Source organism: Brevundimonas sp., assembly GCF_035627475.1.
In the GTDB taxonomy this organism is placed as follows: Bacteria; Pseudomonadota; Alphaproteobacteria; order Caulobacterales; family Caulobacteraceae; genus Brevundimonas.
In genome coordinates, this window is sequence record NZ_DASPLR010000004.1 from 32,970 (window position 1) to 55,716 (window position 22,747).

The following is a 22,747-nucleotide window of genomic DNA, read 5'->3' on the forward strand; positions in this document are numbered from 1 at the left end:
GAGCTAGCGCGGCGCGAGCGGAATAGGCGCTGTGCGCCGAACGATCAACGGGTGAAGGGCCGGGGCGCTGCACACGAGGCTGCCCTGGCGCGGGTCGGGCTGGTTGAAGCGCCAGGCGCCGCCGTGGTGATCGCTGACCTTGCCGCCGGCTTCCTCGACGATCAGGGCGCCGGCGCAGACGTCCCAGTCCCATTTTGGCGTCAGGGCGATGGCGGCGTCGAAGGCGCCGGCGGCGACCAGGGCCATGCGGTAGGCGATGGCGTTGCGCTTCTCGTAGCGCATGGCCGGCCACGGCTCGGGCCAGTGCGGCCCCTCCATCAGGCGGGCGTCGGCGAGCACCGAGGCGTCGTCGAGGTCGGCGGTGTCGGAGGCGGCGACCGGGCGGCCGTTCAGAAGGGCACCGCCGCCGAGGGTGGCGGTGAAGGTCTCGCCCAGGGCCGGGGCGTGGATGACGGCGGCGACCGGGCGGCCGTCCTCGACGACCGCGATCGGGATGCACCACCACGGCTTGCCCTTCATATAGGCGACCGTGCCGTCGATGGGGTCGACCACGAAGATGCGGCGGGCCGACAGGCGGTCCGGGGTGTCGGCGGTCTCTTCCGACAGCCAGCCATGGTCGGGGCGGGCAGTGAGCAGGGCGTCGCGGAGCAGGGCGTCGACAGCCATGTCGGCGGAGGTGACCGGGGAACCGCCAGACTTGGACCAGATCTTCAGCCCGGCCTCGCGCTCGGCAAGCGCCAGCTCGCCGGCGGCCAGGGCGGCGGCGCGGATCAGGTCGAGGTCGGCGGAGAGATCGTGGACGGGGGCGCTCATTTGCCGGCGATGGCGACCGCGTCGAACATCAGGGACGGGCTGTTGTTGGCGCCGCGGAATTCCAGATCAGAGCCGCGCTGCAGGCGGGCGTAGAGATCGGTCAGCTTGCCTGCGACGGTGATTTCGCTGACCGGGTAGGCGACGGCGCCGTTCTCGAACCAGAAGCCGGACACCCCGGCCGACCAGTCGCCGGTGTTGGCGTTCAGCGAGGGCCCGAACATCGAGGTGACCAGCAGGCCCTTGCCGGCGTCCGCCATGAGGCCGTCGAGGTCGCGGTCGCCGGGTTCCAGATGCAGGCTGTGGGTCGAAACCCCGGGCGGGCCCGCGAGGCCGCGCGAGGCGTGGCCGGTCGAGGCGAGGCCCAGTTGGGCGGCGGCGGCGCTGTTGAGCAGCCAGGTGGTCAGGACGCCGTCGTCAATGATTGATTGGCGGCTCACCGCGACACCTTCGTCGTCGAACGGTGTCGAGCCCATGCCGCGGGGCCGGAAGGGATCGTCGATCAGACTGGCGCCCTTGGGCAGCACGGCCTGGCCGAGCCGGTCCTTGAGGAAGGAGGCGCCGCGAGCGACGGAGGGACCGGAGATCGCCCCCAGCAGCGGCGACAGAATCTGCATGGCGAGCCGGTTTTCGAAGATCACCGGCGCGGTGGTCGAGGCGATCTTGCGGGGGCCAGTGCGGGCGACGGCGCGGCGGCCGGCCTCGGCGCCGATGCTGACGGCGGAGGGCAGGTCGGACAGGTGGCGGGTCGCACGATGCTCGCCGCCGCGCTCCATGGCTCCGTCCTTTTCGGCGATGACGCCGACGCCGAGCGAGAAGGCAGAGCCGTGATAGGCGCCGTCGAAGCCGTGCGAGGTGACCAGCCGCCAGCGGCTGGACGAGGCCGAGGCGTGGCCGCCTTCGGAGCGCGCAACGCCGGGCACGGCGAGGGCCGCCGACTCGGCCTCGGCGGCGACCGCCTCCAGCTGGGCCGCGCTGCGTTGGGACGGATCGAACAGGTCGAGATCGCGGAAGGGGCCGCGGGCGAGCCGGTCCTGGGGCGCGAGGCCGGCCCAGGGGTCTTCGGGGGCCAGTTTCGCCATGGCGACGGCGCGCTCGACCAGGCGGGCGCGGGTGGCGTCTGAAAGGTCGGAGGCGGAGACGGTGGCCTGGCGCCGGCCGATGAAGACCCGCAGGCCGAGGTCGCGGCTCTCTTCCCGCTCAACGTCCTCCAACGCGCCGTTGCGGACCCCGACGGACAGGGCGGCGCGCTCGGCGGAGACGGCCTCGGCGGCGTCGGCGCCGGCCTTCAGCGCGGCGGCGACCAGATCGTTGAGAATGTCGGGAGAGGCGGAGGACGGCAGGCTGTCGGACATGCCCCGATATGGCGGGACGGCCGATGGGACGCAACCGGGCTCAGGCGAGGAAGGGCCCGATGACCAGCAGCACCGCGGCCGCAAGCAGGGGCAGCCAGGTCAGGGTCATGCCGATGACGCGGGCGGGCGGCGGACCCTTTCCGAACGCCAGGCCCAGCGGATGAACCACCCGGCCGACGAAGAAGGCGGCTCCGATCAGGTGGATGATCCACGCCTGCCAGCCGATGAGCGCCAGCAGGATGAGGGCGGCGATGGCGACAGGCGTGTACTCGGCGGCGTTGCCGAAGCGTCGCGCGGCGACGATCATCACCTCGTCGCCGCCGTCGCCGAGGATGACCCGCTGGCGCCGCCGCGTCATGACCACGCGGACCGACAGCACGATCAGAACGAGAATGAGAAGACCGCTCCAGAAGCCGGCGGCGTGCAGGGCGGTCATCCCGGGCATGGTCAGTTCTCGCGCGCCACCGGATAGAGGCGGTAGCGGTCATCATAGAACGGGGTTCGCTCGTAGAACCACTGCAAACGCGCGTCGCCGTCGGCGGCGAAGGCCGGGTCGGCGGCGAGCTTCGCCTCAAATTCAGCCTTGAGGGCGGGATCGGCGGCCAGCATGCGCTCGGCCAGGGGGGCTATGGCGTAGCCCTCGATGTATTCGACGCGGCTGAGCACCTCGGGGAACAGGCCCCAGGCGAAGAAGCTCTCGGACGATTGCGGCTCGAGCAGCAGGACCACGATGTCGCCGAGCGGCTGGTCCGCAGGCACACGGACCGAGCCCGTGGGGAAGGTCCAGTCCCGGCGCTCGGGCGTGACCGAGGTGACGGTGACGGGGACGTGACCCTCGTTGGCGCGCGTGGCCAGCTTCGGGTCGTCGAGACGCAGCATCTCGACCGCGACCGTGCGCGGAGCGTCCAGCGTCTCCATGGCGACGCCGTGGATGCGCAGCCGCTCGATGATGTCCGACCGGTAGGACGGCACCCAATAGGCGGCGGGGCGGCGCAGGGTCAGGCTCGGGTGGGACGAGTAGAACGGCAACTGCCACAGCGTCGGGTCCGGCTCTCCCAGCCAGCGGATCTCCCGGCGGCCGGAAGCCGGGCTGTCATACATCTCGTAGCGGATGCCCTTGAAGGCTCGGATGGCGGACGGCTGGTCGTCCTGGACGAAGTTGGCCGGGATTTCGGCGGGGCGCAGTGCGCTGTCGGCGGCGATGGCGGCGCGGAGGTCGCGGCCGTCGGCGGCCAGGGTTCGCAACGCCTGTTCCAGGAAGACATAGGTTCCGAGCACGCGCTGTTCGTGCGGCTTCAGGCTATGGTTCTCGATCAGGATGGTCGGCACGTGGGCGGCCGAGCCCCAGCCGTTGGAGAAGCGTTCGCCGAGGCCGCCGTCGGACAGACCGGCCTTCGGATCATCGCCCATGCCGAAGACGAGTTCGCCGGGGATGTGGCCCTGGGCTTCGAGCGCCGCGTTCACCGCCGGCTTGAAGGCGGCGTCCAGCCAGGCGGCCGTCGCGGGCGAGCGGGAATAGATGCCGTTTTCGCCGTTGTATCCGTAGGTTACATCGTACTGATAATCCATGCCGTCGGTGACGTGGATGTCGACGTAGAGGTCCGGGCGGTACTTCAGGATCAGGCCCCGCACGGCCCGCATCTCGGGCTGGTCCAGTTTCAGATAGTCGCGGTTGAGGTTCTGGTTGGTCGCCGTGTTGCGCCATCCCTGGATGCGGGGGCCGCGCTGGTTGGGGCGGCTCCAGGCCGAGGCCCGCTCGTGGCCGTCGACCGAGAGGATGGGGATGAGGATCAGGTTCACCCGGTCCAGCAGCCCGTCCTTGCCGTTGAAGGCGATGTCGCGGAGCAGCATCATGCCCGCGTCCTTGCCGTCGATCTCGCCCGGGTGGATGCCGGCCTGGGCCAGCAGCACGGGCTTGGCCGGATCGAAGGCGGCGCCGTCCTTCGAGGCGATGACGGCGTAGATCGGGCGGCCCTCGGGCGAGACGCCGAACTGCTCGATGCGGATCAGATCGGAGGCGGCGTCGAGCCGGTCGAACCAGGCGCGCGTGTCGGCGTAGGTCGGGCTGAAGTCATGGGCCGGATCGGCCTCGAACGGGGTCACCCACGGGTCGGAGGCGTCGCGCAGGAGGGCGCGGCTGGCGCCGTTCCATTCCGGCGCGGGCGGGAGGAAGGCCTGATCCCACGGCGCGGCGTTGGGAAGGGACGGGGACGCGGACTGGGACATGACGGGACTCGACACGAGGGCCGCGAGGGCGGCGAGGATCAGGGCGGAGCGCATGGCTCCCCTCATCCGCCGTCCGTCCATTTGAGGCAACCCCGTAAGGCGAGGCTTATCCATAGGCGGGTCTTATCCATGCAGGCGCGAGCGGGCGGTCGGTTCGAGGCGCAGGCGCTGCAGCGCCGGCTCCGGGACAAGCGCGTGGACCGCGTCGGCTGCCGCCGGATCGGCGAAGACGGCGAACCAGACCAGCACCTGCTCGCCCTCGCGCACCGGAAGGCGCGGAAAGCTGTTCGGAACCGGCGCCGTGACCAGGGCGCTGACCGAGACGGCTCCGGCGGCCCGCAAGGCCGCAGCCTCCTCATGGATGAACCTCTCCGGCAGGGGATCGTCCGCCCCGGTCAGGTCCTGGACGCCGCCAATGACCCGCCCCGGACCCGGACCGGCGGACCCGCGCGGCCCCCGCTCGCCCAGGATGAGGCCGGGGTCCCCGCCCAGCGGCCTGAGCAGCAGGACGTCGTCGGAATCGATCATGGTGGCGTTGGCCGCGCCGCGATGCGCCTGCCAGACCGGGCCGCCGTAGAAGGCCTCCAGCGAGCGGCGGCGGGCCTCCATGTCCGGGAAGCTCCGCAGCCAGGCGAAGCGGTCGGGATCGTCGAGGTCGCGGAACTGGCCGATCAGCGTCATGCCCACCGCTTCCTGGCTCTCGACGAACTCGCGCTCGAAGAGGTCGATCAGGACATCCCGCTTGCCGGGATGCAGGGCGTACTGGCGCAGCTCGACGATCACGACGCGGTCCGCGTGAAATCCATGACCCAGTTGGTCTCCCAGGTGACGCCCCCGTCGTAAGAGAAGGCCTGCACCCAGCGCGGCGATCCCGAATGGACGCGCGACCACTCGTAACGGGCGATGATGGGCCGGCCACCGTCGGCGTCAGGCCCCTCGAGCCGGCAGCCGTCCTCGTGGAAGCGGCCGACGACGGCGGGCTGCAACTGGCCGTCGCGGTCGCCGATCCACCAGATCGACCAAGCGCCGGTCACGAGGTCGAAGGCGCGCAGGGCCACGCCCATCCAGCCCCGTTCGGGGCAGTCGTGTTCCTCGATGTTGACCAGCCCGCCCATGCGCGGCTCGGTGAAGGCCGTACCGGCGAAGACGTCCCAGTCGTCGGCGCCGACGCCCCGGGTCTTCAGGCGCTGGTGCCGGACCGCCCAGTGGCCAAACAGGAAGTCGAAGTCGTGAAGCTGCGGGGGCGGGGTGCCGATGGGCTGGGCGGACATGGCGGTTCCTCTCGTCAGGGCGGTGCAAGAGGGATACGCCCGATAAACTGACACCTACCGTCAGGATTTCTCGGCTATCATCAAAAAATGCGCGCCAGCCGACTGCTCTCGATCCTGCTGCTGCTCCAGACCCGGGGGCGGATGACGGCCGAGGCCCTCGCAGCCGAGTTCGAGGTGTCGGTGCGGACCATCTACCGCGACATCGACCAACTGAGCGCGGCGGGGGCGCCGGTCTACGCCGACCGGGGCCGGGCAGGCGGGTTCCAGCTGCTGGATGGCTACCGCACCCGGCTGACGGGGCTGACCGACGCCGAGGCCGAGACGCTGTTTCTCGGCGGCCTGTCGGGCCCGGCGGCGCAAATGGGCTTCTCAGGCGCGGTCACGACCATGCAGCTGAAGCTGCTGGCGGCGCTGCCGCCTGAGCGGCAGGCGGCGGCGGAACGGCTGGCGGGACGCTTCCATCTCGATCCTGTCGGCTGGCACCAGGGCCAGGACGCGGCCGAACGCCTGCCCGCCCTGGCCCAGGCGGTGTGGAACAGCCGCCGCGTCTCGGTGCGGTATGAGAGCTGGAAAGGCGAGGTCCGGCGCGAGCTTGAGCCGCTGGGCCTGATTCTCAAGGCGGGGCTGTGGTACCTGGCCGCCCGACCGGCCGAGGGAAGGACGCGCGAGCCGCGCACCTACCGCGTCGCCAACATTCTGGACCTGACCGTGGGCGAGGACGGGTTCGAGCGGCCGACCGGCTTCGATCTGGCGGTCTGGTGGGCGGAGGCGTCGCGAAGGTTCGAGACCGAGATCTTCACTGGCCGGGCCACCCTGCGGCTATCGCGGGAGGGGCGGAAGCGGCTGGCGCGGCTGGGGGCCGAGCAGGCCCGCATCGCGGCGGCGCTTGAAGTCGCGGCGGGCGAGGGCTGGGCCGAGGCCGTGGTCCCGATCGAATCCGTCGAGCACGCCGCCGTGGACTTCCTGCGCCTCGGCGCCGAGGCCGAGGTGCTGGCGCCGGCGGCGCTTCGAACCGAGATGCGCCGCACAGCCGAGCGGCTGGCGGCGCTCTATTCGGAATAGGGGATCAGCGGTTCCGCTTGGCTTCGAGCCGCTCGACCGTCCGCTGGGCCTGTTCGCGGCGACGTGTCAGGGCGGTGATCTCGGCCTGCTGGGCCTCGGTCAGCCCGCCGTTCGCCTCGGCCGCCGCCTGAATGTCGGCGATCTGGCCATCGATCTCGATAATCTGATCCTCGGCTTCGAACAGCCGGTTCTCGTCGGCTTCGCTGAAACGGGGACGCTGCGGCGCGGGCCTGCGGGCCGCGTTGCGGCCGGCCAGGACCTGGGCGTCGGACGCCACGGGGATGCTGATGACCGGCATGGCGGTGGCCAGGGCCAAGGCGACGACGAGGCTGCGTTTCATTGAGCGGGCTCCGGGAGGGACGAACCCCAATCTGTATTACAGTTTCGTCATCTGAAAAGCACTTTTTGGACACATTGGAGCGAACTTCGCGTGATGTGCGCAGATCACAGGGGCCGCTTCCAGATCGGCGTCCCGTCGCCGGGCAGGCCCAGCCGCTCCCACATGTCCGACACGCGCTCGACCACGGCCGCGTCCATGCGGATTTCCTCGCCCCATTCGCGCTTCGTCTCGGGCGGCCATTTGTCGGTGGCGTCGAGGCCGATCTTGGAGCCGAGACCGCTCTCCGGACTGGCGAAGTCGAGGTAGTCGATCGGGGTGTTCTCGATCAGGGTGATGTCGCGCGCCGGGTCCATCTTGGTGGAGATGGCCCACATCACCTGCTTCCAGTCGCGGGCGTCGATGTCGTCGTCCACCACGATGACCCATTTGGTGTACATGAACTGGCGCAGATAGCTCCAGACGCCGAGCATCACCCGCTTGGCGTGGCCGGGGTAGGCCTTCTTCATCGACACGACGGCGATGCGGTAGCTGCAGCCCTCGGGCGGCAACCAGAAGTCGGCGATCTCTGGAAACTGGGCGCGCAGCAGGGGGATGAAGACCTCGTTCAGCGCCTCGCCCAGCACCGAGGGCTCGTCCGGCGGGCGGCCGGTGAAGGTGGTCAGATAGATCGGGTCGCGGCGCATGGTGACGGCGCTGACCTGAAAGACGGGGAAGGTCTCGACGGAGTTGTAGTAGCCGGTGTGGTCGCCGTAGGGGCCCTCGGGCGCGTGTTCGTCGAGCAGGACGTGGCCCTCCAGCACGATCTCGGCCTGGGCCGGGACCATCAGCGGCACGGTCTTGCAGGGGACGAGCTCGGCCTTGGCGCCACGCAGCAGGCCGGCGAACTGATATTCCGACAGGGTGTCCGGCACCGGGGTGACGGCGGCGAGGATCGTCCCGGGGTCGGCGCCGAGCACGACGGCGCAGGGCAGGGGCTCCTTCCGGCCGGCCTTCTTGTGCCTGGCGTAATGCTGGGCCCCGCCGCGATGGGCCAGCCAGCGCATGATGGCGCGGTCCTTGCCAAGCACCTGCATGCGGTAGATGCCGAGGTTGAAGTCGTCCTCGCGGTCGTCGGACGGCCCCCTGGTGACCACCAGGCCCCAGGTGATCAGCGGGGCGGGCTCGCCTGGCCAGCAGCCCTGGACAGGCAGTGAGGTCAGGTCGATCCGGTCGCCGGTCAGCACCACGTCCTGGACAGGGGCCTTCTTCACCACCCTGGGCCGCATCGACATGACGGTCTGCGCCAGCGGCAGCATCTCCATGGCGTCCGACAGCCCCCGCGGAGGCGTCGGATTGCGCAGGAAGGCCAGCAGCTCGCCGACCTCGCGCAGTTCGGCGGCGGTGGTGCGGGCCTTCTTGTCCAGCGTCACGCCCATGGCGACGCGTTTGACCGTGCCGAACAGGTTGGCGAGGCAGGGGATGGGGCTGATCGAGCCGTCGGGCATGACCGGCCTTTCGAACAGCACCGCCGGGCCGCCGTTGCGCAGCAGCCGGGTCTGGATCTCGGTCATCTCGAGATGGGTCGAGACGGGTTCGGAGACGCGGACCAGCTCGCCTTCGGTTTCGAGCAGGGCGATGAAATCGCGCAGGGATTTGTAGGCCATGCGGCGAGGCTTAGGCGGAGCCGCGGCGGCTGTCACCTGCGCTCAGTAGGCGCGGGTGTCGGACACCAGGGCCCAGAGCGGGAGGTGGAGGACGCTGGTGGCGGCGCCGAGCTGGGCGGTGCTGAGGTGGCCCCGGCCGCTCTCGGCACGGCGGGCTTCTTCCGGCGTCATGTGCAGCAGGGCCGCGAGGTCGTCGACGCTCAGGCCGCGCTGTTCGCGCCATCGCTTCAGTCTTGCGCCGACCGCCGCATCCGACGGATCGACGCCGGGAAATCCCAGCACGGAACCCATGGGCGTCCTCCGTGACCTCCGGTCATCGCCGGAGCGTCAGGCCCATTCTTCATCCCATTTGAAGGCCGGATCAATCCAGTCGCCAAGACGGCCGTCGGGACGGGCGAGGGCGTGGATGCGGTCCATCTGCTCCGCGGTCAGCTCGAAATCGAAGATGTCGAAATTCTCGGCGGCGCGGCTTTCCTTCGCCGTGCGCGGGATGGCGATGACGTTCTGCTGGATCAGCCAGCGCAGGGTGACCTGGCCGGGAGTCTTGCCGTGGGCGCGGCCGATCTCGTTCAGGGTCGCGTCGCCGGCGATCTTGCCCTGGGCCAACGGCGACCAGGCGGTGATCGAGGAACCGAGGTCGCGGGCCGTCGCCAGCAGCTTCGCAAGCTTCAGATAGGGATGGTATTCGACCTGGTTGGTGACCAGCCGCGCCCGCGACAGCGCCTGGGCCTTGCGGAACTCGGCCGAGGGGAAGTTGGACAGGCCGATGGTCCGGGTCAGCCCCTGCTCCTTCGCCTCGTTCAGAGCGCCGAGGGTTTCCTCGAACGTCGGGGTAGGCTTCGGCCAGTGCAGCAGCAGCAGGTCGGGGGTGAAGCCCAGGCTGGCCCGGGATTCCTCCGCCTGCTTCAGCAGGGCGTCGCGGTGGAAGTGATCGACCCAGATCTTGGTGGTCAGCCAGATGTCCTCGCGGGCCACGTGGCCCGCCTCGACGGCGTCGCGGATGCCGTCGCCGACGGCCGCCTCGTTGTGGTAGATCCACGCCGTGTCGATGTGGCGGTAGCCGATGCGCAGGGCCTCGGCGACCATGCGCCGGGCGTCGTCGGGCTCGAGCATCCAGGTGCCGAAGCCGAGCAGGGGAATGGCGTGGCCGTCGACGGTGATGGCGGGCTGGTCGGTCATGGCGGGCTCCGGGAGGGGAGTGCTTAACTAGGCGGCGCGCCCTCCGGTTCAACCAGCCAGTCGAACATCTCGTCCCAGAGCGGCTCCATGCCCCGCCGAAACGCGCCCTCGTGGCCAATGCGGGTGGCGCCGTAGTCCGCGGGCGCACGCACGACCACCTCGCGCGGGGCGTTCGGATAGACCTGCAGCAGGATCGGGGAGGTGACCGGCGTGGCGATCGGATCGTCGGTGAAGACCCACGAGCGGATCGGGGTGGTCACGGCCTCGAAATGGTGCGGCCGCAGCCGGTCGTTCAGCTCGTCCCGGAAATAGTCCGCCTTCAGGCACCAGCGCCGCCATGTCTCCCAGACGCCCCGCGGCAGGTCCGTTCCCGCCCACAGCCCGCCGCCCTTGATGTAGCCGTGGCGCATCAGGCTCCATGGGCCGTAGCCGAGCCAGAAGAACAGTTCGAGCGGATTGTAGGATCGGTGGTGGCCGCCCCAGTAACCGCTGCCGACCGAAACGAAGGCGTGGCGGGCGATGCGGTGCTGGTTGGGCATGAAGCCGAGGAAATGGCCGCCGACGCTGTGGCCGACGTGAACGACCGGCAGGTCCGGCGCGGCCGCGATCAGGGCGTCGAGCGCGGCGGGCATGTCGAGCCGGCCCCAGTCGGGATAGTCCATCGCCATCGCGGCGAGGTCTTCGGGGCGAGATCCGGCGATGCCGCGGAAATCGTAGGTCAGCACCGTCGCGCCCCGGCCGGCGAGATGGCGGGCGAACCGGTCATAGAATCCCTTCGGAAAGCCGGTGCCGGAACTGACAAGCACGGCGACTTCAGCCTGCGCGGCCGAGACCAGGCGCATCGACAGCGGGTAGCCGTCGGCGGCAGGGACGGTGAAGTCGCGGATGACGAGGTCGCTCATCGCAGGTCCGTAGCTATTCGCAACGAACCTAGCCGATTGACGCCGCGTCAGGTCAAGCTCTCTTGGAGCGACGCCCGTCCTCGGCTAAAGCCCGCGGCCTGTCCCTTGCCGAGCGCGTGACCATGACCGACCTTCCCGACCGCCTGTCCGTCGATCCCGACAGCCCCTTCCATGACGCCGACCTGCTGGCGAAGGGAATCGGCGTCCGCTTCAAGGGCGAGGACAAGACCAATGTCGAGGAATACTGCGTCTCCGAGGGCTGGGTGCGCCTGGCCGTCGGCAACCGCGTCGACCGCCGCGGCAAGGCCCTGACGGTCAAGCTGCAGGGGCCGGTCGAGCCCTACGTCAAGGGCGAATAGCCCTGCTTATGCGGCCGGGTGGAAAACTCCGGCCGGGAGCGCTTCTTTCCACGGCACGCGCGGTCTAGGTTCGGGCTCCTTCTGAGTCCCGGAGCCGCCGATGTCCCTGTCCGCCCGCCTTCTGGCCGCCAGCGCGATCGCGCTGACCCTCGCCGCCGCGCCTGCAATGGCGCAGGACGCGGCCACCATCCAGCGCGCCGAGGCGATCCGCGACGCGGCGCTGGAGCGGAATATCGCCCTGGACTATGTCACCCAGCTGACCACCCGCTTCGGCGCCCGGCCCGCCGGGTCGAAGGCCGAGCAGGACGCGGCCGCCTGGGCCGCCGACTATATGCGCGCGCAGGGATTCCAGAACGTGCGGATCGAGGAATTCCCGCTGGTGGGCTGGGAGCGCGGCGAGGAGAGCGCCTCGATCGTCGGCGGTCATCCCCAGCGGCTGGCCGTGGCGGCGCTGGGCCATTCGCCCGGGACGAACGGCGTGATCGAGGCCGAGGTGGTGCGCTTCGACAGCCTGGAGGCCCTGAACGCCGCGCCCGCCGGGTCGCTGGCGGGCAAGATCGCCTATGTCGACGCGGGCCAGATGGTGCGGATGCAGGACGGCTCGGGTTACGGGCCGCTGACCCGCATCCGGGGCGCGGGACCGGGCGCGGCGGCGGCGAAGGGGGCCGTGGCCTTCATCATGCGCTCGGTCGGTTCGGACGAGCATCGCATGCCGCACACCGGCACCACGCGCTACGTCGACGGCCGCGTACCGCTGCCGGGCTTCGCGCTCAGCGCGCCGGACGCCGACCAGGTCTCGCGCCTGATCGGGATGGGCGAGACGGTGCGGCTGCGCCTGTCCTCGACCGCCCACACCTATGAGACGGTCAGCCAGAACGTCATCGGCGACATCGTCGGGCGGTCGCGGCCGGACGAGATCATCGTCCTCGGTTCTCACATGGACAGCTGGGATCTGGGCACCGGGGCCATCGACGACGGCGCCGGCGGGGCCATCACCCTGGCGGCGGCCAGGGCCATCGCCGAAAGCGGCCGCCGTCCGGCCCGAACCGTCCGTGTCGTGCTGTACGGCTCGGAGGAGGTGGCCCAGCCGACCGACACCGGCAACGGCGGCGGCGCCTATCTGCGGGGCATCGGGGCAGGAGTGGAGAAGCATGTGATCGCCGGCGAGAGCGATTTCGGCGCCGACCGGGTCTACGCCCTGGGACTTCCGCCGGGCGCGCAGAACTCTGACTTCGCCCGGGCCGCGATGCGGGTCCTGTACCCGATCGGCGTGCTGCCCTCGCCCGACCCCGAATTGCATGGCGGGGCCGATGTCGGGCCGCTGGCCGGCGCCGGCGTGCCGATGTTCGGCCTGAACCAGGACGGCAGCCGCTATTTCGACCTGCACCACACGGCGGACGACACCCTCGACAAGATCGACCCGGAGCAGCTGGACCAGAACGTCGCCGCCTGGGCCGGGCTGGTCTGGCTGATCGCGGATTCGGACGTCGACTTCCGGGCCATGCGGCCAGCGGAGGCGGCGGCCCACTGAGCGTCGGCTGCATGGCCGTGAGGATCGGCCCCTGCTAGACAGCCAAGGCCGCGAGCGTGGCGAAACTGGTAGACGCAAGGGACTTAAAATCCCTCGACCTCGGTCATGCGGGTTCGACCCCCGCCGCTCGCACCAGGCCGAACCGGGACGGCGCTGCGGCGTTGGCGTGAGATGCCGCAGACTCTCTTCCAGCAACCCGCCGAGGTGGTGGCCCGGACCCTGATCGGGGCCGAGCTGGAGGTCGACGGCGTCGGCGGGGTGATCGTCGAGACCGAGGCCTATGACGTCTTCGACCCGGCCTCCCACAGCTTCGTCGGGCCGACGGCGCGCAACGCGCCGATGTTCGGTCCGCCGGGACGAGCCTATGTCTATCGCATCTACGGCATGCACTGGTGCTTCAACGTGGTCTGCGACGCGGGGCAGGCGGGCAGCGCCGTGCTGGTGCGGGCCCTCGAGCCGCGCACGGGGATGGAGCGGATGCGCGAGCGACGCGGGCCGCTGGCGCCCGAGGCGCTGTGCTCCGGACCGGGCAAGCTGTGCCAGGCGCTGGGCATCGACGGGAGTCTGAACGGACTGCCGCTGGACGCGGAGCCCTTCGCCCTGAGGCTGCACGTCCAGCCTCCGGCGCTGGTGCAGGGCGTGCGGATCGGCATCACCAAGGGGGTGGAGACGCCCTGGCGGTTCGGCCTGGCGGGCTCGCGCTTCCTCAGCCGGCCCTTTTCGGCCCGGACGGCGACGGCATGACGCGGATGACGGCGACGCCGATGGAGGCTCGAAGCGAGCGTGAACTGCCGGGCGGCGAGGGCTGGTGGTTCGAACCCAAATGGGACGGCTTCCGCTGCCTCGCCTTCAAGGGGGCGGGGCGGGTCGAGCTTCTGGCCAAGTCGGGCAAGTCGCTGGGGCGGTTCTTCCCGGAGGTGGTCAAGCGGCTGGAGCGGATCGAGGCGGAGACGTTCGGGCTGGACGGCGAACTGCTGGCCCAGGACGGGGACCGTTTCGCCTTCGAAGTGCTGCAGCAGCGTCTGCATCCGGCGGAGTCCCGGATCCGCAAGCTGTCGCTGGAGACGCCGGCCACCTTCGCCCTGTTCGACATGCTGGTCGACGCGGGCGGAGCGGATCTGAGGGAGCAGCCGCATCGAGAGCGGCATCGCCGGCTGGAGGCCTTCGTGGAGCGGTTCGGGGGGCCGCGGCTGACGCTGTCGCCGGGGACGGACGACCCCGGACTGGCGCAATCCTGGCTGGACGACGGCAAGCTGGAGGGCGTCGTCGCCAAACGCCGCGACGGGCCCTATCTCGAGGGCGAGCGGGCGATGGTGAAGGTGAAGCGGCTTCGCTCGGCCGGCTGCGTCGTGGGAGGGTTTCGCTATGCGAGCGAGGGCGGCCGGGTCGGGTCGCTGCTGCTGGGCCTCTACGACGATGACGGCCGTCTGAATCACGTCGGCTTCACCTCGGGCTTCGCCGGTGTCGACAAGGACGGGCTGACGCGGCGGCTGGAGGCGTTGCGCGGCGGGTCGGGGTTCACCGGCCGGGCGCCGGGCGGGCCGAGCCGGTGGGCGACCGAGCGGTCGGGCGAATGGGAGCCGCTGCGGCACGAGCTGGTGGTGGAGGTCGCCTTCGACCATGTCTCGGACCAACGCTTCCGGCATGGAACCCGGCTGATCCGCTTCCGGCCGGACAAGGCGCCGGAGCAGTGCCGGATGGAGCAACTGGAGGCGTGATGCCGGCCGCGGATCAGTTCGACCTGTTCGGCAAGCCGCAGTCGCCGCTGCCGGAGGGGCTGCGGTACGCGGAGGACGTGATCGCCGCGGATGAGGCCGACCGGCTGGCTGCGGACTTTGCGGGCCTCCCCTTCCAGGCGTTCGATTTCCACGGTTTCAAGGGCCACCGCCGGATCGTGTCCTACGGCGGCCGCTATGACTTTTCGGCCAGCCGACTGGAAGCCGCGGAGCCGATCCCCGACTTCCTCCTGCCGGCCCGTGCGGCCGCCGCCGCATTCGCCGGGCTGGAGCCGGACACGATCCACCACGCCATGGTCACCGAATATGCGCCGGGGGCGGGCATCGGCTGGCACCGCGACCGCCCCGAGTTCGACCGGGTGATCGGTCTGTCGTTCGCGTCGGAGGCGACGATGCGGTTCCGGCGCAGGAGCGGCGCGGGCTGGGAGCGGGCGTCGCTGCCGCTGGCGCCGGGCTCCGCCTATCTGCTGGACGGGGCGGCGCGCCAGGACTGGCAGCACAGCATCGCGCCGGGCGAGCAGCTGCGCTATTCGGTGACCTTCCGCACCATGCGCCGGGGCCAAGGCGCATAACTTCGTGTTTCCGGCGGCGAACCGGTCTTAACCGGGCGCGCTTTCATGGCACAAGGAAGCTCTTCCCCTTTCCGGCCGTATGGATATTCGATGAAAAGAGCCCGGCGCGCCCGCATCGTCGCGACCCTGGGGCCCGCCAGCCGGGCGCCCGGCACGGTCAAGGCCTTGGCCCAGGCCGGGGTCGACGTGTTCCGGCTGAACTTCAGCCACGGCTCGCACGAGGATCACGCCGCCGCCCTGAAAGCCGTGCGTGGCGCGGAACTGGCGCTGAAGCGGCCGCTGGGCGTGCTGGCCGACCTGCAGGGGCCGAAGCTGAGGCTGGGCCGGTTCAAGGACGTCGAGATCGAGGTCGGGCCGGGCCACAAAATGCGCTTCGACCTCGACCCGACGCCGGGCGACGCGACGCGGGTGCAGATGCCGCATCCGGAGATCTTCAAGGCGCTGCGGACGGGCATGCTGCTGCTGCTCGACGACGGGCGGGTGCGGCTGCGCGTCGGAGAGCGGGCCGACGACTGGGCCGATGTCACGGTCGAGAGCGGCTCGAAGCTGTCGGACCGCAAGGGCGTGGCCGTGCCCGAGGCGGTGGTGCCGGTCTCGGCCCTGACGCCCAAGGACCGCGAGGATCTGGCCTTCGCCCTGCGCATCGGCGTCGACTGGGTGGCCCTGAGCTTCGTGCAGAAGCCGGAGGACATGGCCGAACTGAAGCAGATCGTGAAGGGCCGCGCCGCCTGTCTGGCCAAGATCGAGAAGCCGCAGGCGCTGAACGAGCTGGAGGCCATCCTCGACTATTGCGACGGGGTGATGGTGGCGCGCGGCGATCTCGGCGTCGAACTGGATCCGGAAGAGGTGCCGGTGGCGCAGAAGCGGATCATCCGCGCCGCCCGCCAGCGCGGCGTGCCGGTGATCGTGGCCACGCAGATGCTGGAGTCGATGACCAGCGCCCCCGCCCCGACCCGGGCCGAAGCCTCCGATGTGGCGAATGCGGTCTACGAGGGCGCCGACGCCCTGATGCTGTCGGCCGAGACGGCGTCCGGCGACTACCCGCTGGAGTCGGTCGGGATCATGAACCGGATCATCGAGCGGGTGGAACGCGACCCCCTGTGGCCGGGGCTGATGGATGCCGAACACGCCGGCATGGACGAGCACGACGTGGACGCCCTGGTCGCCGCGGCGCGAAAGGCCGGCGAGGCGCAGTCGACGGCCTGCGTGGTGGTGTTCACGACCCTGGGCGGCACGGCGCGCCGGATGTCGCGCGAGCGGCCGCTGCAGACGGTCTTGGCCCTGACGCCGAAGCCGGAGACGGCCCGGCGCCTGGCGCTGGTCTGGGGGCTTGAGCCGCGGCTGAGCCGGGAGCCCGCCTCGCTGGAGGAGGTCACCGACGACGCGGTCGAGAAGGCGGTCGAGTTCGGGCTGGCCGAGCCGGGCCAGCGGCTGCTGATCCTCGCGGGGACGCCGTTCGGCGCCCCGGGGGCTGCGAATCTGCTGCGACTGGCGCATGTTCCGATGAAGGGGCGCGGCCAAAAGGGCTGACTCCGCGAAGGTCGGCATGATCAAATATATCGGCTCGAAGCGCGCGCTGCTGGCGGAGATCGTCCGGGCGATCTCGGGCGTGCTGCCGGACGGCGGGACGGTGTGCGACCTGTTCTCGGGGTCGGCGCGGGTGGGCCACGCGCTGAAGAAGCAGGGCTTCCGGGTCTGGTCGAACGACCACAACGCCTATGCCCATGTGCTGGCCACGGCCTATGTGCAGGCCGACCGGGAGCGCTGGCAGGAGAAGGCGGAGGCCGTGCTGGCGGAGTTGCGGGCGGCAGCGCCCGAGGCCGGCTGGTTCACGAAGACCTTCTGCGAGGACGCCCGCTACTTCACGCCGGAGAACGGGGCGCGGATCGACGCGATGCGCGACCGGATCGCCGCCATGGCTCTGGAGCCGGAGCTGGAGGCCATCGCCCTGGTCAGCCTGATGGAGGCCGCCGACCGGGTCGATTCCACGGCCGGGCTGCAGATGGCCTATATGAAGTCGTGGGCGAGCCGGGCGCTGAAGCCGCTGGAACTGCGGATGCCGGATGTGCTGCCGGGCGTCCCGGCGGGACAGTGCAGGGCCACCCATGCTGACGCCGTGGAATTGGCCCCGACGGTCGAGGCGGACCTCGTCTATCTGGACCCGCCCTACAACCAGCATTCCTACCTCGGCAATTACCACTGCTGGGAGAGCCTGGTGCTGTGGGACAAGCCGGAGACCTATGGGATCGCCAACAAGCGGATCGACGTGCGGACGAGGAAGAGCGCCTTCAACAGCCGGCCCGGCATCGCCCCCGCGCTGCAGGCCGTGATCGAGGGGTTGAAGGCGCCGAACCTGATCGTCTCTTTCAACGACGAGGGCTATCTGTCGCGCGACCAGCTGGTCGGGATGCTGTCGGAACGAGGTGAGGTGCAGGTCATCGAGATCGCCCGTCCCCGCTACGTCGGGGCGCGCATCGGCATCCACAATCCCAAGGGCGAGAAGGTCGGGGCGGTCGGCCGGCTGAGGAACGTCGAATATCTGTTCGTGGTCAGCGACCGGCGCGTGAATCTCGCCGACGCGGCGTGAGCGGGAGCGTACGGAACGTGTCGGACTCCGGGCCGTTGTGTCGGCCATGGAACAGTTGACGATCACCCCCTCGCGCCGCCTCGAGGCCCGCCACGCCTACGGCCGGTCGGTGGACGCCTTCGAACCCGCGGCCTGGCGGCCGCCGTCGCCGATGCGCTTCGACAGCCGCGTCGCCAACGACGCGACGCCTGAGCCGGAGCCAACCCTGTCCCACATGGCGGACGGCGTCCCGGCCTGGCTGACCGTGGTGCTCGGCAGCGTGGTGGCCGCGCTGATGGGCGCCTTCCTGGGCGGCGCCCTGCACATCTAGGCGTCTTTGAGCAAGGCCCGGATCGGGGCCCAGCCGCGGCGGTGGGCGGGGCAGGGGCCGAGGGTCTTGAGGGCTTCCTGATGCACCGGTGCGTTGTAGCCCTTGTGCGAGGCGAAGCCGTAGCCCGGGTATTCCGCGTCCATTTCGATCATCAGCCGGTCGCGCGCCGTCTTGGCGAGGATAGAGGCCGCCGCGATCGACAGCGACAGGCCGTCGCCGCCGACCACCGTCTGCACGTCGCAGGGCAGGTTGAAGCGATAGTTTCCGTCGACGAGGGCCGCCGCGGGTTGGACCGCCATCGCCTCGATCGCCCGGCACATGGCGAGGCCGGTGGCGTGCAGGATATTGAGTTCGGCGATCTCCTCGACCGAGGCGAAGCCGACGCCCCAGGCCACGGCGCGCGCCTTGATCTCGATCTCGAGGATTTCGCGGCGCTCGGCGGTCAGGGCCTTGGAATCGTCGATGCCCTCCGGCAGATCGTCGTGGTTCAGGATCACCGCCCCCGCCGACACCGGCCCGGCCCACGGTCCGCGCCCGGCCTCGTCGACTCCGCAGACGAGGCCGCCGCACGACTGGATCAGCACGGTTTCCAGCGCCAGCGTCGGGAAGGCGCGCGCGACCTTCGGCGGCGCCTTCGCGGCGGGCTTCTTTTTCGCGGAGGCTTTCGCGGGGGTCTTCACCGGGCCGCCATCGCACGAACCTGCCGGTGACGGAAGCACTCGACGCCGTGATCGTTGACCATGCCCACAGCCTGCATGAAGGCATACACAATCACGGGGCCGCAGAAGGTGAAGCCCCGCTTCTTCAGCGCCTTGGCCATGGCTTCGGACTCAGGCGTGGCGACCGGGCGGGCGCCGCTGTCGGGCCAGTGGTTCTGGATCGGCGCGCCGCCGGCGAAGGACCAGAGCCACTCCGAGAAATCCTCGCCGCTGTCGCGCATCTCCAGCCAGATCCGCGCGCCCTTGATCGCCGCGTTGATCTTGGCGCGGGAGCGGATGATGCGGGGGTCGCCCAGCAGCCGTTCGATATCGGTCTCGCCATAGCGGGCGACGATCTCGGGGTCGAAACCGTCGAAGGCGTCGCGCATCCCCTCGCGCTTCCGCAGGATGGTGATCCACGCCAGCCCCGCCTGGAAGCCGTCCAGCACCAGCTTCTCCCACAGGGCGCGAGGGTCGTACTCGGGCACGCCCCATTCCCCGTCGTGATAGGCGACATAGAGGGGATCAGTCCCGCACCAGGCGCAGCGATGGAGTGAGTCGGGCATGGGCTCAGGGTAGCGGATCGGGCGCGAAAAAGGGCCGCGCCCGGAAGGCGCGGCCCCGAGGTTCGGTCCGGCCTGGCCGATCAGCCGGCGGTGTAGCGGTATTCGGTGATCTCGCAGACGTTGATGCGGTTACGCACCAGCTCGTCGCCGTCGGCGAAACGGGCCTTGAAGTCGAACAGGCAGGCGCCTGTGCCGTCGTCGATGTTGATCCGGACCGAGGCGCCGGACCGCAGCACGTCCTGGCCCAGGATGTCTTCTTCCCAATTACTCCGGCCGGAGTTCGAGGCGTAGAAGTGGGTCATGGTCACGCCGGTGGCGTTGATGATCAGGACCCGGCGGTCCTGGCCGTCGTTGGACTGGAAGCCCATCGTGCCGAAGGCGACAGCCGAGATGGCGGCCGCCAGTACGGCGCGGCGTGCGAAATTCTTCAACATTTTACGGATCCTTGAACGGATGCGCCCCCTTGCGCATCGCCCACCTAACACCGATGGGCGAACTGCGTCGAGAAGGTGGCGCGAGATTCTCCGGCACGGAGACTCCCCAGGCCGAAATCACTCCACCTGGGCGAAGGCCCTGACCGGAAACGTCCCGAAGGCCTTCACCTTCGGCGGGGCGGCGGTGAAGCGGAAGCCGGCGTCGGGCAGGAGCTCCAGCCCGCGCATGTGCTCGCAGATGGGGATGCCGGCCCCCAGCAGCAGGGTGTGGGCCGGGCGTGAGCGGGCGCGGGTGTCGTCGATGTTGTGGGAGTCGATGCCGACCAAGGCTGCGCCGGCCTCGACGAGGAAGGCGGCGGCGGCCTCGGTCAGGAAGGGGTGGTCCTCGAAATAGGCGTCGGTTCGCCAGTGGCGGGCCCAGCCGGTGTGGACCAGCACCGCCCTGTCTCGCAGGTCGAGCCCCGCGAACCGGTCGGCGCCGACGGCCTGCACATCGCCGGCCCGCACCACCAGCCCCGGCAGGGCGGCGACGCGGTCGAGGCCGACCTGGCTGAGGTCCTCCCCGTCGGCGTAGCGGTGGAAGGGGCTGTCCAGATAGGTGCCGGTGTTGCCGACCATCTCGATGCGGCCGATCTGGAATTCGGTGCCGGGATCGTAGTTGGCCCGCGAGGCCTCGCGGCTGAGGTGGTCGCAGATCAGCGGCGCCGGCAGGCCCTTATAGGTGACCATGCCGTCTTCGATGGTGTGGCTGAGATCGATCAGCGGCACGGCGGTCTCCACGGCGACGAGAGCTTGAGCCTAGGCCATCGCCAGCCCGGCGTCTTCCCGGAGGGGGCGAGAAGTCGCTGGCCTTTTTCCGCTTTCGGGAGTGTAGTTCGTGTCCGGTCCAACCTTCGGTCGAACCTGGAAATGGAGAATCGCCATGGCCAACACCCTGATCCGCTTCACCCTCGCCGGTTTCGGCTTCGCCGCCGTCGCCGCCAGCGCGCTCTACTCGCCGCCCGGCTCGACCTACTCGGCCGATGTCGGCCGGCCCTGTTTCGCCGCGTCCGAGGTGCATAATTTCCGCGGCGACGACGCCGGCCCCGTCTATGTCCGCGCCCGGGTCTCGGAAGTGTTCGAACTGACCACGGCGGGTTGTCCGGGCATCCACTTCGCCAACGGCCTGAACCTTCGGCCCGATGGCGTGTCGACCCAGCTCTGCGTCGGCGACAGGGGCCGCTTCATGCCGTCCGGGGCGGGGACCACCGGCGTCGTCTGCGCCTTCCAGGTCACCCGCAAGCTGACCCGCGAGCAGGTCGCCGCCCTGCCGGACCGCTGGCAGCCCTGATCAACCTCCGGACAGCCAGTCCGGACGCCGCACGGACACGGCGCGGCCCTCGACGGTGAGCGCGCCCTCCAGTCGGTCCAGCCGCAGCAGGGCCATGGCGGCGCCGTCCATGCCGGTCAGCACCTCGCCGGCGCGCAGGTCGCCGTTCAGCACCTCGGCGCCGTAGGGCGGCGGCGGGCCGTCGAAGGCGATCGGGAGCATGCGGTTCTTGATGCTGCCCCGCCGCTTCATCCGCGACGTGGTCTCCTGGCCGACGAAACAGCCCTTCTGGAAGTCGATGCCGTTCAGCAGGTCGAAATCGGCCTCGATCGGATAGGTCCTGTCGGAGGGCGCGTCGGCGGCCGGGTCGGGGACTCCGACGGCGAGGCGGTGGACCTGGTAGTCGGCTTCGGTGGCGCTCCCGTCGCCGTGGCCGCCGTAGCGCCGACCGCCCAGGCCGGGCGCGCGGGGGTCGACGGTGAAGCCGTCGGCGACCTCCGGCCAGGAGGCGAAGACCGGGCGGTCGTCGGCCTCGACCGCGATCTGGGCCCTGAGCTTGTACATCGACAGCCGCTGCAGCAGCGCCTCGCGGCGGTCGGCGGCGACGTCGAGCAGAACCCCGTCCGTCTCGCCGTGCAGGAACAGGTCGAACAGCAGCCGGCCGGGCGGGGAGAGCAGGGCGCCGAAGCGTAGCTCTCCGTCCGCCAGCGTCTCGACGTCCTGGGTCAGGAGATTGTGCAGGAACGGTTTGGCGTCCGGACCGGAAACCCGGATCAGGGCGCGGCTGTCGAGGCGGGCGATGCGGGTCGTCATACGGTCCAGATAGGGCGTCGCGTGCCTGTGGACCACACCTGTTGGCCCCTGATGAACGGCGAGAATCCGTATACGGTCCAATCATGACGGCCCGGTTCCCCATCCTCTATATCGCCGAGGCGGGCGCGCAGGACGCGGTGCTGTCGTGCGGGGTGCTGGCCTATCTGGTCGGGGCCATGCCGCAGGCGCGGTTCACCGTGGTCGGATCGCCGGCCAGCGCGCCGCTGTTCGCCGACACGCCGCGGCTGGACCGGCTGATCGTGCTGGAGAAGGAGACGCGGCTCGACTGGTTCGGCCTGTGGAACCAGGTGCGGGCGACGAACTGGGGTCTGGTCGTCGACATGCGCGGCTCGGCCCTCTCCGGGAAGCTGAAGCGTCAGAAGCGGGCGGTGCGCGGCGAGCGCGAGCCGGGCGTGCACGCCGTGGAGCTGGCGGCTCGGGTGCTGCAACTTGATGAAGTTCCGGCCCCTAGGCTGTTCGTGTCCGAGGCGACGCAGGCGGCGACCGACGCCCTGATCCCGCCGGGCGACGGGCCGATCCTCGCTGTCGGGCCGGGGGCCGAATGGATGGGCCGGCGCTGGCCCGCCGAGCGGTTCGCCAAGGTGGCCGCGGCCCTGGTCGGCGAGGGCGGGCCGCTGGAGGGCGGCCGGGTGCTGGTCGTGGGAACGGAGGCCGACCGGGACGCCGCCCACACCATCCGGCTGAGCCTGCCGCGCCACCGGACGATCGAACTTCACGGCCGGCTGAGCCCCTTGCAGGCGGTGGCGGCGGTGGGACGCTGCGCCCTCTACCTCGGCGGAGACTCGCTGTGGACCGACCTGGCTGTGGCGTCGGGGGTTCCGGTGGTGGCGGCCTATGGACCGTCGGACGAGGTCGAGCGGGGGCCCTGGGGCGGGATCGCCGTGCGCGGGCCGCGCTCGGTCGACGAGTACCGCAAGATCGATCCGCGGCTGGACCAGGCCATCGAACACATGAACGACCTGCCGGCCGATCGGGTGCTGAAGGCGGCTCGCAAGCTTCTGGCCGAGCGGGTATAGGGCCGGG

The 22,747-nt window shown here is 70.4% G+C and carries 27 protein-coding genes and 1 tRNA gene; 12 read left to right on the forward strand and 16 right to left on the reverse strand.

Annotation, left to right across the window (positions count from 1 at the left end):
* Positions 1 to 3: 3 nt before the first annotated feature.
* From VEA62_RS01010 to VEA62_RS01035, 6 genes are all read right to left on the reverse strand, one after another.
* On the reverse strand, positions 4 to 813 hold the full coding sequence (locus VEA62_RS01010) for a 3'(2'),5'-bisphosphate nucleotidase CysQ (protein WP_324817231.1): 810 nt from the start codon (positions 811 to 813) through the stop codon (positions 4 to 6).
* Positions 810 to 2,165: a TldD/PmbA family protein gene (locus VEA62_RS01015; protein WP_324817233.1), complete on the reverse strand. Its 1,356-nt coding sequence runs from the start codon at positions 2,163 to 2,165 to the stop codon at positions 810 to 812. The genes VEA62_RS01010 and VEA62_RS01015 overlap by 4 nt, the downstream gene beginning before the upstream one ends.
* Before the next feature lie 40 nt (positions 2,166 to 2,205).
* Positions 2,206 to 2,610 (reverse strand): MAPEG family protein, encoded by a 405-nt coding sequence (locus VEA62_RS01020; protein ID WP_324817236.1) that lies wholly within the window; start codon positions 2,608 to 2,610, stop codon positions 2,206 to 2,208.
* Between the two features lie 2 nt (positions 2,611 to 2,612).
* The gene (locus VEA62_RS01025; protein ID WP_324817238.1) at positions 2,613 to 4,445 is read right to left on the reverse strand and encodes a M14 family metallopeptidase; all 1,833 of its coding nucleotides are present in this window, start codon (positions 4,443 to 4,445) and stop codon (positions 2,613 to 2,615) included.
* A 69-nt stretch (positions 4,446 to 4,514) separates the two neighbouring features.
* Positions 4,515 to 5,174: an NIPSNAP family protein gene (locus tag VEA62_RS01030; RefSeq protein ID WP_324817240.1), complete on the reverse strand. Its 660-nt coding sequence runs from the start codon at positions 5,172 to 5,174 to the stop codon at positions 4,515 to 4,517.
* Entirely contained in the window at positions 5,171 to 5,662 is a 492-nt protein-coding gene (locus VEA62_RS01035) for a DUF1579 domain-containing protein (RefSeq protein WP_324817242.1), read from the reverse strand. The genes VEA62_RS01030 and VEA62_RS01035 overlap by 4 nt, the downstream gene beginning before the upstream one ends.
* A gap of 87 nt (positions 5,663 to 5,749) precedes the next feature.
* On the opposite strand from VEA62_RS01035, the gene VEA62_RS01040 reads away from it, so the two are divergent.
* The gene (locus VEA62_RS01040; RefSeq protein ID WP_324817245.1) at positions 5,750 to 6,724 is read left to right on the forward strand and encodes a helix-turn-helix transcriptional regulator; all 975 of its coding nucleotides are present in this window, start codon (positions 5,750 to 5,752) and stop codon (positions 6,722 to 6,724) included.
* A 4-nt stretch (positions 6,725 to 6,728) separates the two neighbouring features.
* Here the strand turns inward: VEA62_RS01040 and VEA62_RS01045 are convergent, their stop codons facing one another.
* The 5 genes from VEA62_RS01045 to VEA62_RS01065 form a co-directional block, all read right to left on the reverse strand.
* Positions 6,729 to 7,064, reverse strand: coding sequence for a hypothetical protein (locus VEA62_RS01045; protein WP_324817248.1), 336 nt, complete (start codon positions 7,062 to 7,064; stop codon positions 6,729 to 6,731).
* A gap of 104 nt (positions 7,065 to 7,168) precedes the next feature.
* Entirely contained in the window at positions 7,169 to 8,707 is a 1,539-nt protein-coding gene (locus VEA62_RS01050) for a UbiD family decarboxylase (RefSeq protein WP_324817251.1), read from the reverse strand.
* Between the two features lie 42 nt (positions 8,708 to 8,749).
* Complete coding sequence (locus tag VEA62_RS01055) at positions 8,750 to 8,998, reverse strand: helix-turn-helix transcriptional regulator (protein WP_324817254.1); 249 nt, start codon at positions 8,996 to 8,998, stop codon at positions 8,750 to 8,752.
* Between the two features lie 36 nt (positions 8,999 to 9,034).
* Positions 9,035 to 9,886 carry an aldo/keto reductase gene (locus tag VEA62_RS01060; RefSeq protein ID WP_324817256.1) on the reverse strand — a complete coding sequence of 284 codons (852 nt, stop codon included), beginning with the start codon at positions 9,884 to 9,886 and terminating at the stop codon, positions 9,035 to 9,037.
* Between the two features lie 23 nt (positions 9,887 to 9,909).
* A complete protein-coding gene (locus VEA62_RS01065; protein WP_324817259.1) occupies positions 9,910 to 10,788 on the reverse strand; it encodes an alpha/beta fold hydrolase in 879 nt (292 codons plus the stop codon).
* 122 nt (positions 10,789 to 10,910) lie between these two features.
* Here VEA62_RS01065 and VEA62_RS01070 point away from each other — a divergent pair, with 122 nt between their 5' ends.
* The 9 genes from VEA62_RS01070 (at position 10,911) to VEA62_RS01110 (ending at position 17,883) form a co-directional block, all read left to right on the forward strand.
* Complete coding sequence (locus VEA62_RS01070) at positions 10,911 to 11,147, forward strand: DUF3297 family protein (RefSeq protein ID WP_324817262.1); 237 nt, start codon at positions 10,911 to 10,913, stop codon at positions 11,145 to 11,147.
* A 100-nt stretch (positions 11,148 to 11,247) separates the two neighbouring features.
* The gene (locus tag VEA62_RS01075) at positions 11,248 to 12,678 is read left to right on the forward strand and encodes a M20/M25/M40 family metallo-hydrolase (protein ID WP_324817266.1); all 1,431 of its coding nucleotides are present in this window, start codon (positions 11,248 to 11,250) and stop codon (positions 12,676 to 12,678) included.
* Positions 12,679 to 12,728: 50 nt separating this feature from the next.
* A tRNA-Leu gene (locus tag VEA62_RS01080) sits at positions 12,729 to 12,813 on the forward strand.
* 36 nt (positions 12,814 to 12,849) lie between these two features.
* On the forward strand, positions 12,850 to 13,422 hold the full coding sequence (locus tag VEA62_RS01085) for a DNA-3-methyladenine glycosylase (protein WP_324817269.1): 573 nt from the start codon (positions 12,850 to 12,852) through the stop codon (positions 13,420 to 13,422).
* Positions 13,419 to 14,396, forward strand: a complete 978-nt coding sequence (locus VEA62_RS01090) for an ATP-dependent DNA ligase (protein WP_324817272.1) — start codon at positions 13,419 to 13,421, stop codon at positions 14,394 to 14,396. Before VEA62_RS01085 ends, VEA62_RS01090 begins: the two co-directional genes overlap by 4 nt.
* Positions 14,396 to 14,986 carry an alpha-ketoglutarate-dependent dioxygenase AlkB gene (locus tag VEA62_RS01095; RefSeq protein ID WP_324817274.1) on the forward strand — a complete coding sequence of 197 codons (591 nt, stop codon included), beginning with the start codon at positions 14,396 to 14,398 and terminating at the stop codon, positions 14,984 to 14,986. Before VEA62_RS01090 ends, VEA62_RS01095 begins: the two co-directional genes overlap by 1 nt.
* 90 nt (positions 14,987 to 15,076) lie before the next feature.
* Positions 15,077 to 16,516: a pyruvate kinase gene (gene pyk / locus VEA62_RS01100; RefSeq protein WP_324817276.1), complete on the forward strand. Its 1,440-nt coding sequence runs from the start codon at positions 15,077 to 15,079 to the stop codon at positions 16,514 to 16,516.
* A 16-nt stretch (positions 16,517 to 16,532) separates the two neighbouring features.
* Positions 16,533 to 17,573 carry a DNA adenine methylase gene (locus VEA62_RS01105; RefSeq protein ID WP_324817279.1) on the forward strand — a complete coding sequence of 347 codons (1,041 nt, stop codon included), beginning with the start codon at positions 16,533 to 16,535 and terminating at the stop codon, positions 17,571 to 17,573.
* Positions 17,574 to 17,619: 46 nt separating this feature from the next.
* Positions 17,620 to 17,883 (forward strand): hypothetical protein, encoded by a 264-nt coding sequence (locus VEA62_RS01110; RefSeq protein WP_324817281.1) that lies wholly within the window; start codon positions 17,620 to 17,622, stop codon positions 17,881 to 17,883.
* Here VEA62_RS01110 and VEA62_RS01115 read toward each other — a convergent pair.
* From VEA62_RS01115 to VEA62_RS01130, 4 genes are all read right to left on the reverse strand, one after another.
* Positions 17,880 to 18,482, reverse strand: a complete 603-nt coding sequence (locus VEA62_RS01115; RefSeq protein ID WP_324817485.1) for a ribonuclease HII — start codon at positions 18,480 to 18,482, stop codon at positions 17,880 to 17,882. The genes VEA62_RS01110 and VEA62_RS01115 overlap by 4 nt on opposite strands.
* Positions 18,483 to 18,559: 77 nt before the next feature.
* Complete coding sequence (locus VEA62_RS01120; RefSeq protein WP_324817284.1) at positions 18,560 to 19,147, reverse strand: DNA-3-methyladenine glycosylase I; 588 nt, start codon at positions 19,145 to 19,147, stop codon at positions 18,560 to 18,562.
* Between the two features lie 80 nt (positions 19,148 to 19,227).
* On the reverse strand, positions 19,228 to 19,581 hold the full coding sequence (locus VEA62_RS01125; protein WP_324817287.1) for a hypothetical protein: 354 nt from the start codon (positions 19,579 to 19,581) through the stop codon (positions 19,228 to 19,230).
* 117 nt (positions 19,582 to 19,698) lie between these two features.
* Positions 19,699 to 20,349 carry a cyclase family protein gene (locus VEA62_RS01130; protein ID WP_324817290.1) on the reverse strand — a complete coding sequence of 217 codons (651 nt, stop codon included), beginning with the start codon at positions 20,347 to 20,349 and terminating at the stop codon, positions 19,699 to 19,701.
* 154 nt (positions 20,350 to 20,503) lie between these two features.
* Between VEA62_RS01130 and VEA62_RS01135 the strand changes: the two genes are divergently transcribed.
* Positions 20,504 to 20,911, forward strand: coding sequence for a hypothetical protein (locus VEA62_RS01135; RefSeq protein WP_324817292.1), 408 nt, complete (start codon positions 20,504 to 20,506; stop codon positions 20,909 to 20,911).
* Here the strand turns inward: VEA62_RS01135 and VEA62_RS01140 are convergent, their stop codons facing one another.
* Positions 20,912 to 21,703 carry a folate-binding protein gene (locus tag VEA62_RS01140; protein ID WP_324817295.1) on the reverse strand — a complete coding sequence of 264 codons (792 nt, stop codon included), beginning with the start codon at positions 21,701 to 21,703 and terminating at the stop codon, positions 20,912 to 20,914. It lies immediately after the preceding gene.
* An 83-nt stretch (positions 21,704 to 21,786) separates the two neighbouring features.
* Here VEA62_RS01140 and VEA62_RS01145 point away from each other — a divergent pair, with 83 nt between their 5' ends.
* Positions 21,787 to 22,740 (forward strand): glycosyltransferase family 9 protein, encoded by a 954-nt coding sequence (locus VEA62_RS01145; protein WP_324817297.1) that lies wholly within the window; start codon positions 21,787 to 21,789, stop codon positions 22,738 to 22,740.
* The last annotated feature ends 7 nt before the right edge of the window (positions 22,741 to 22,747 follow it).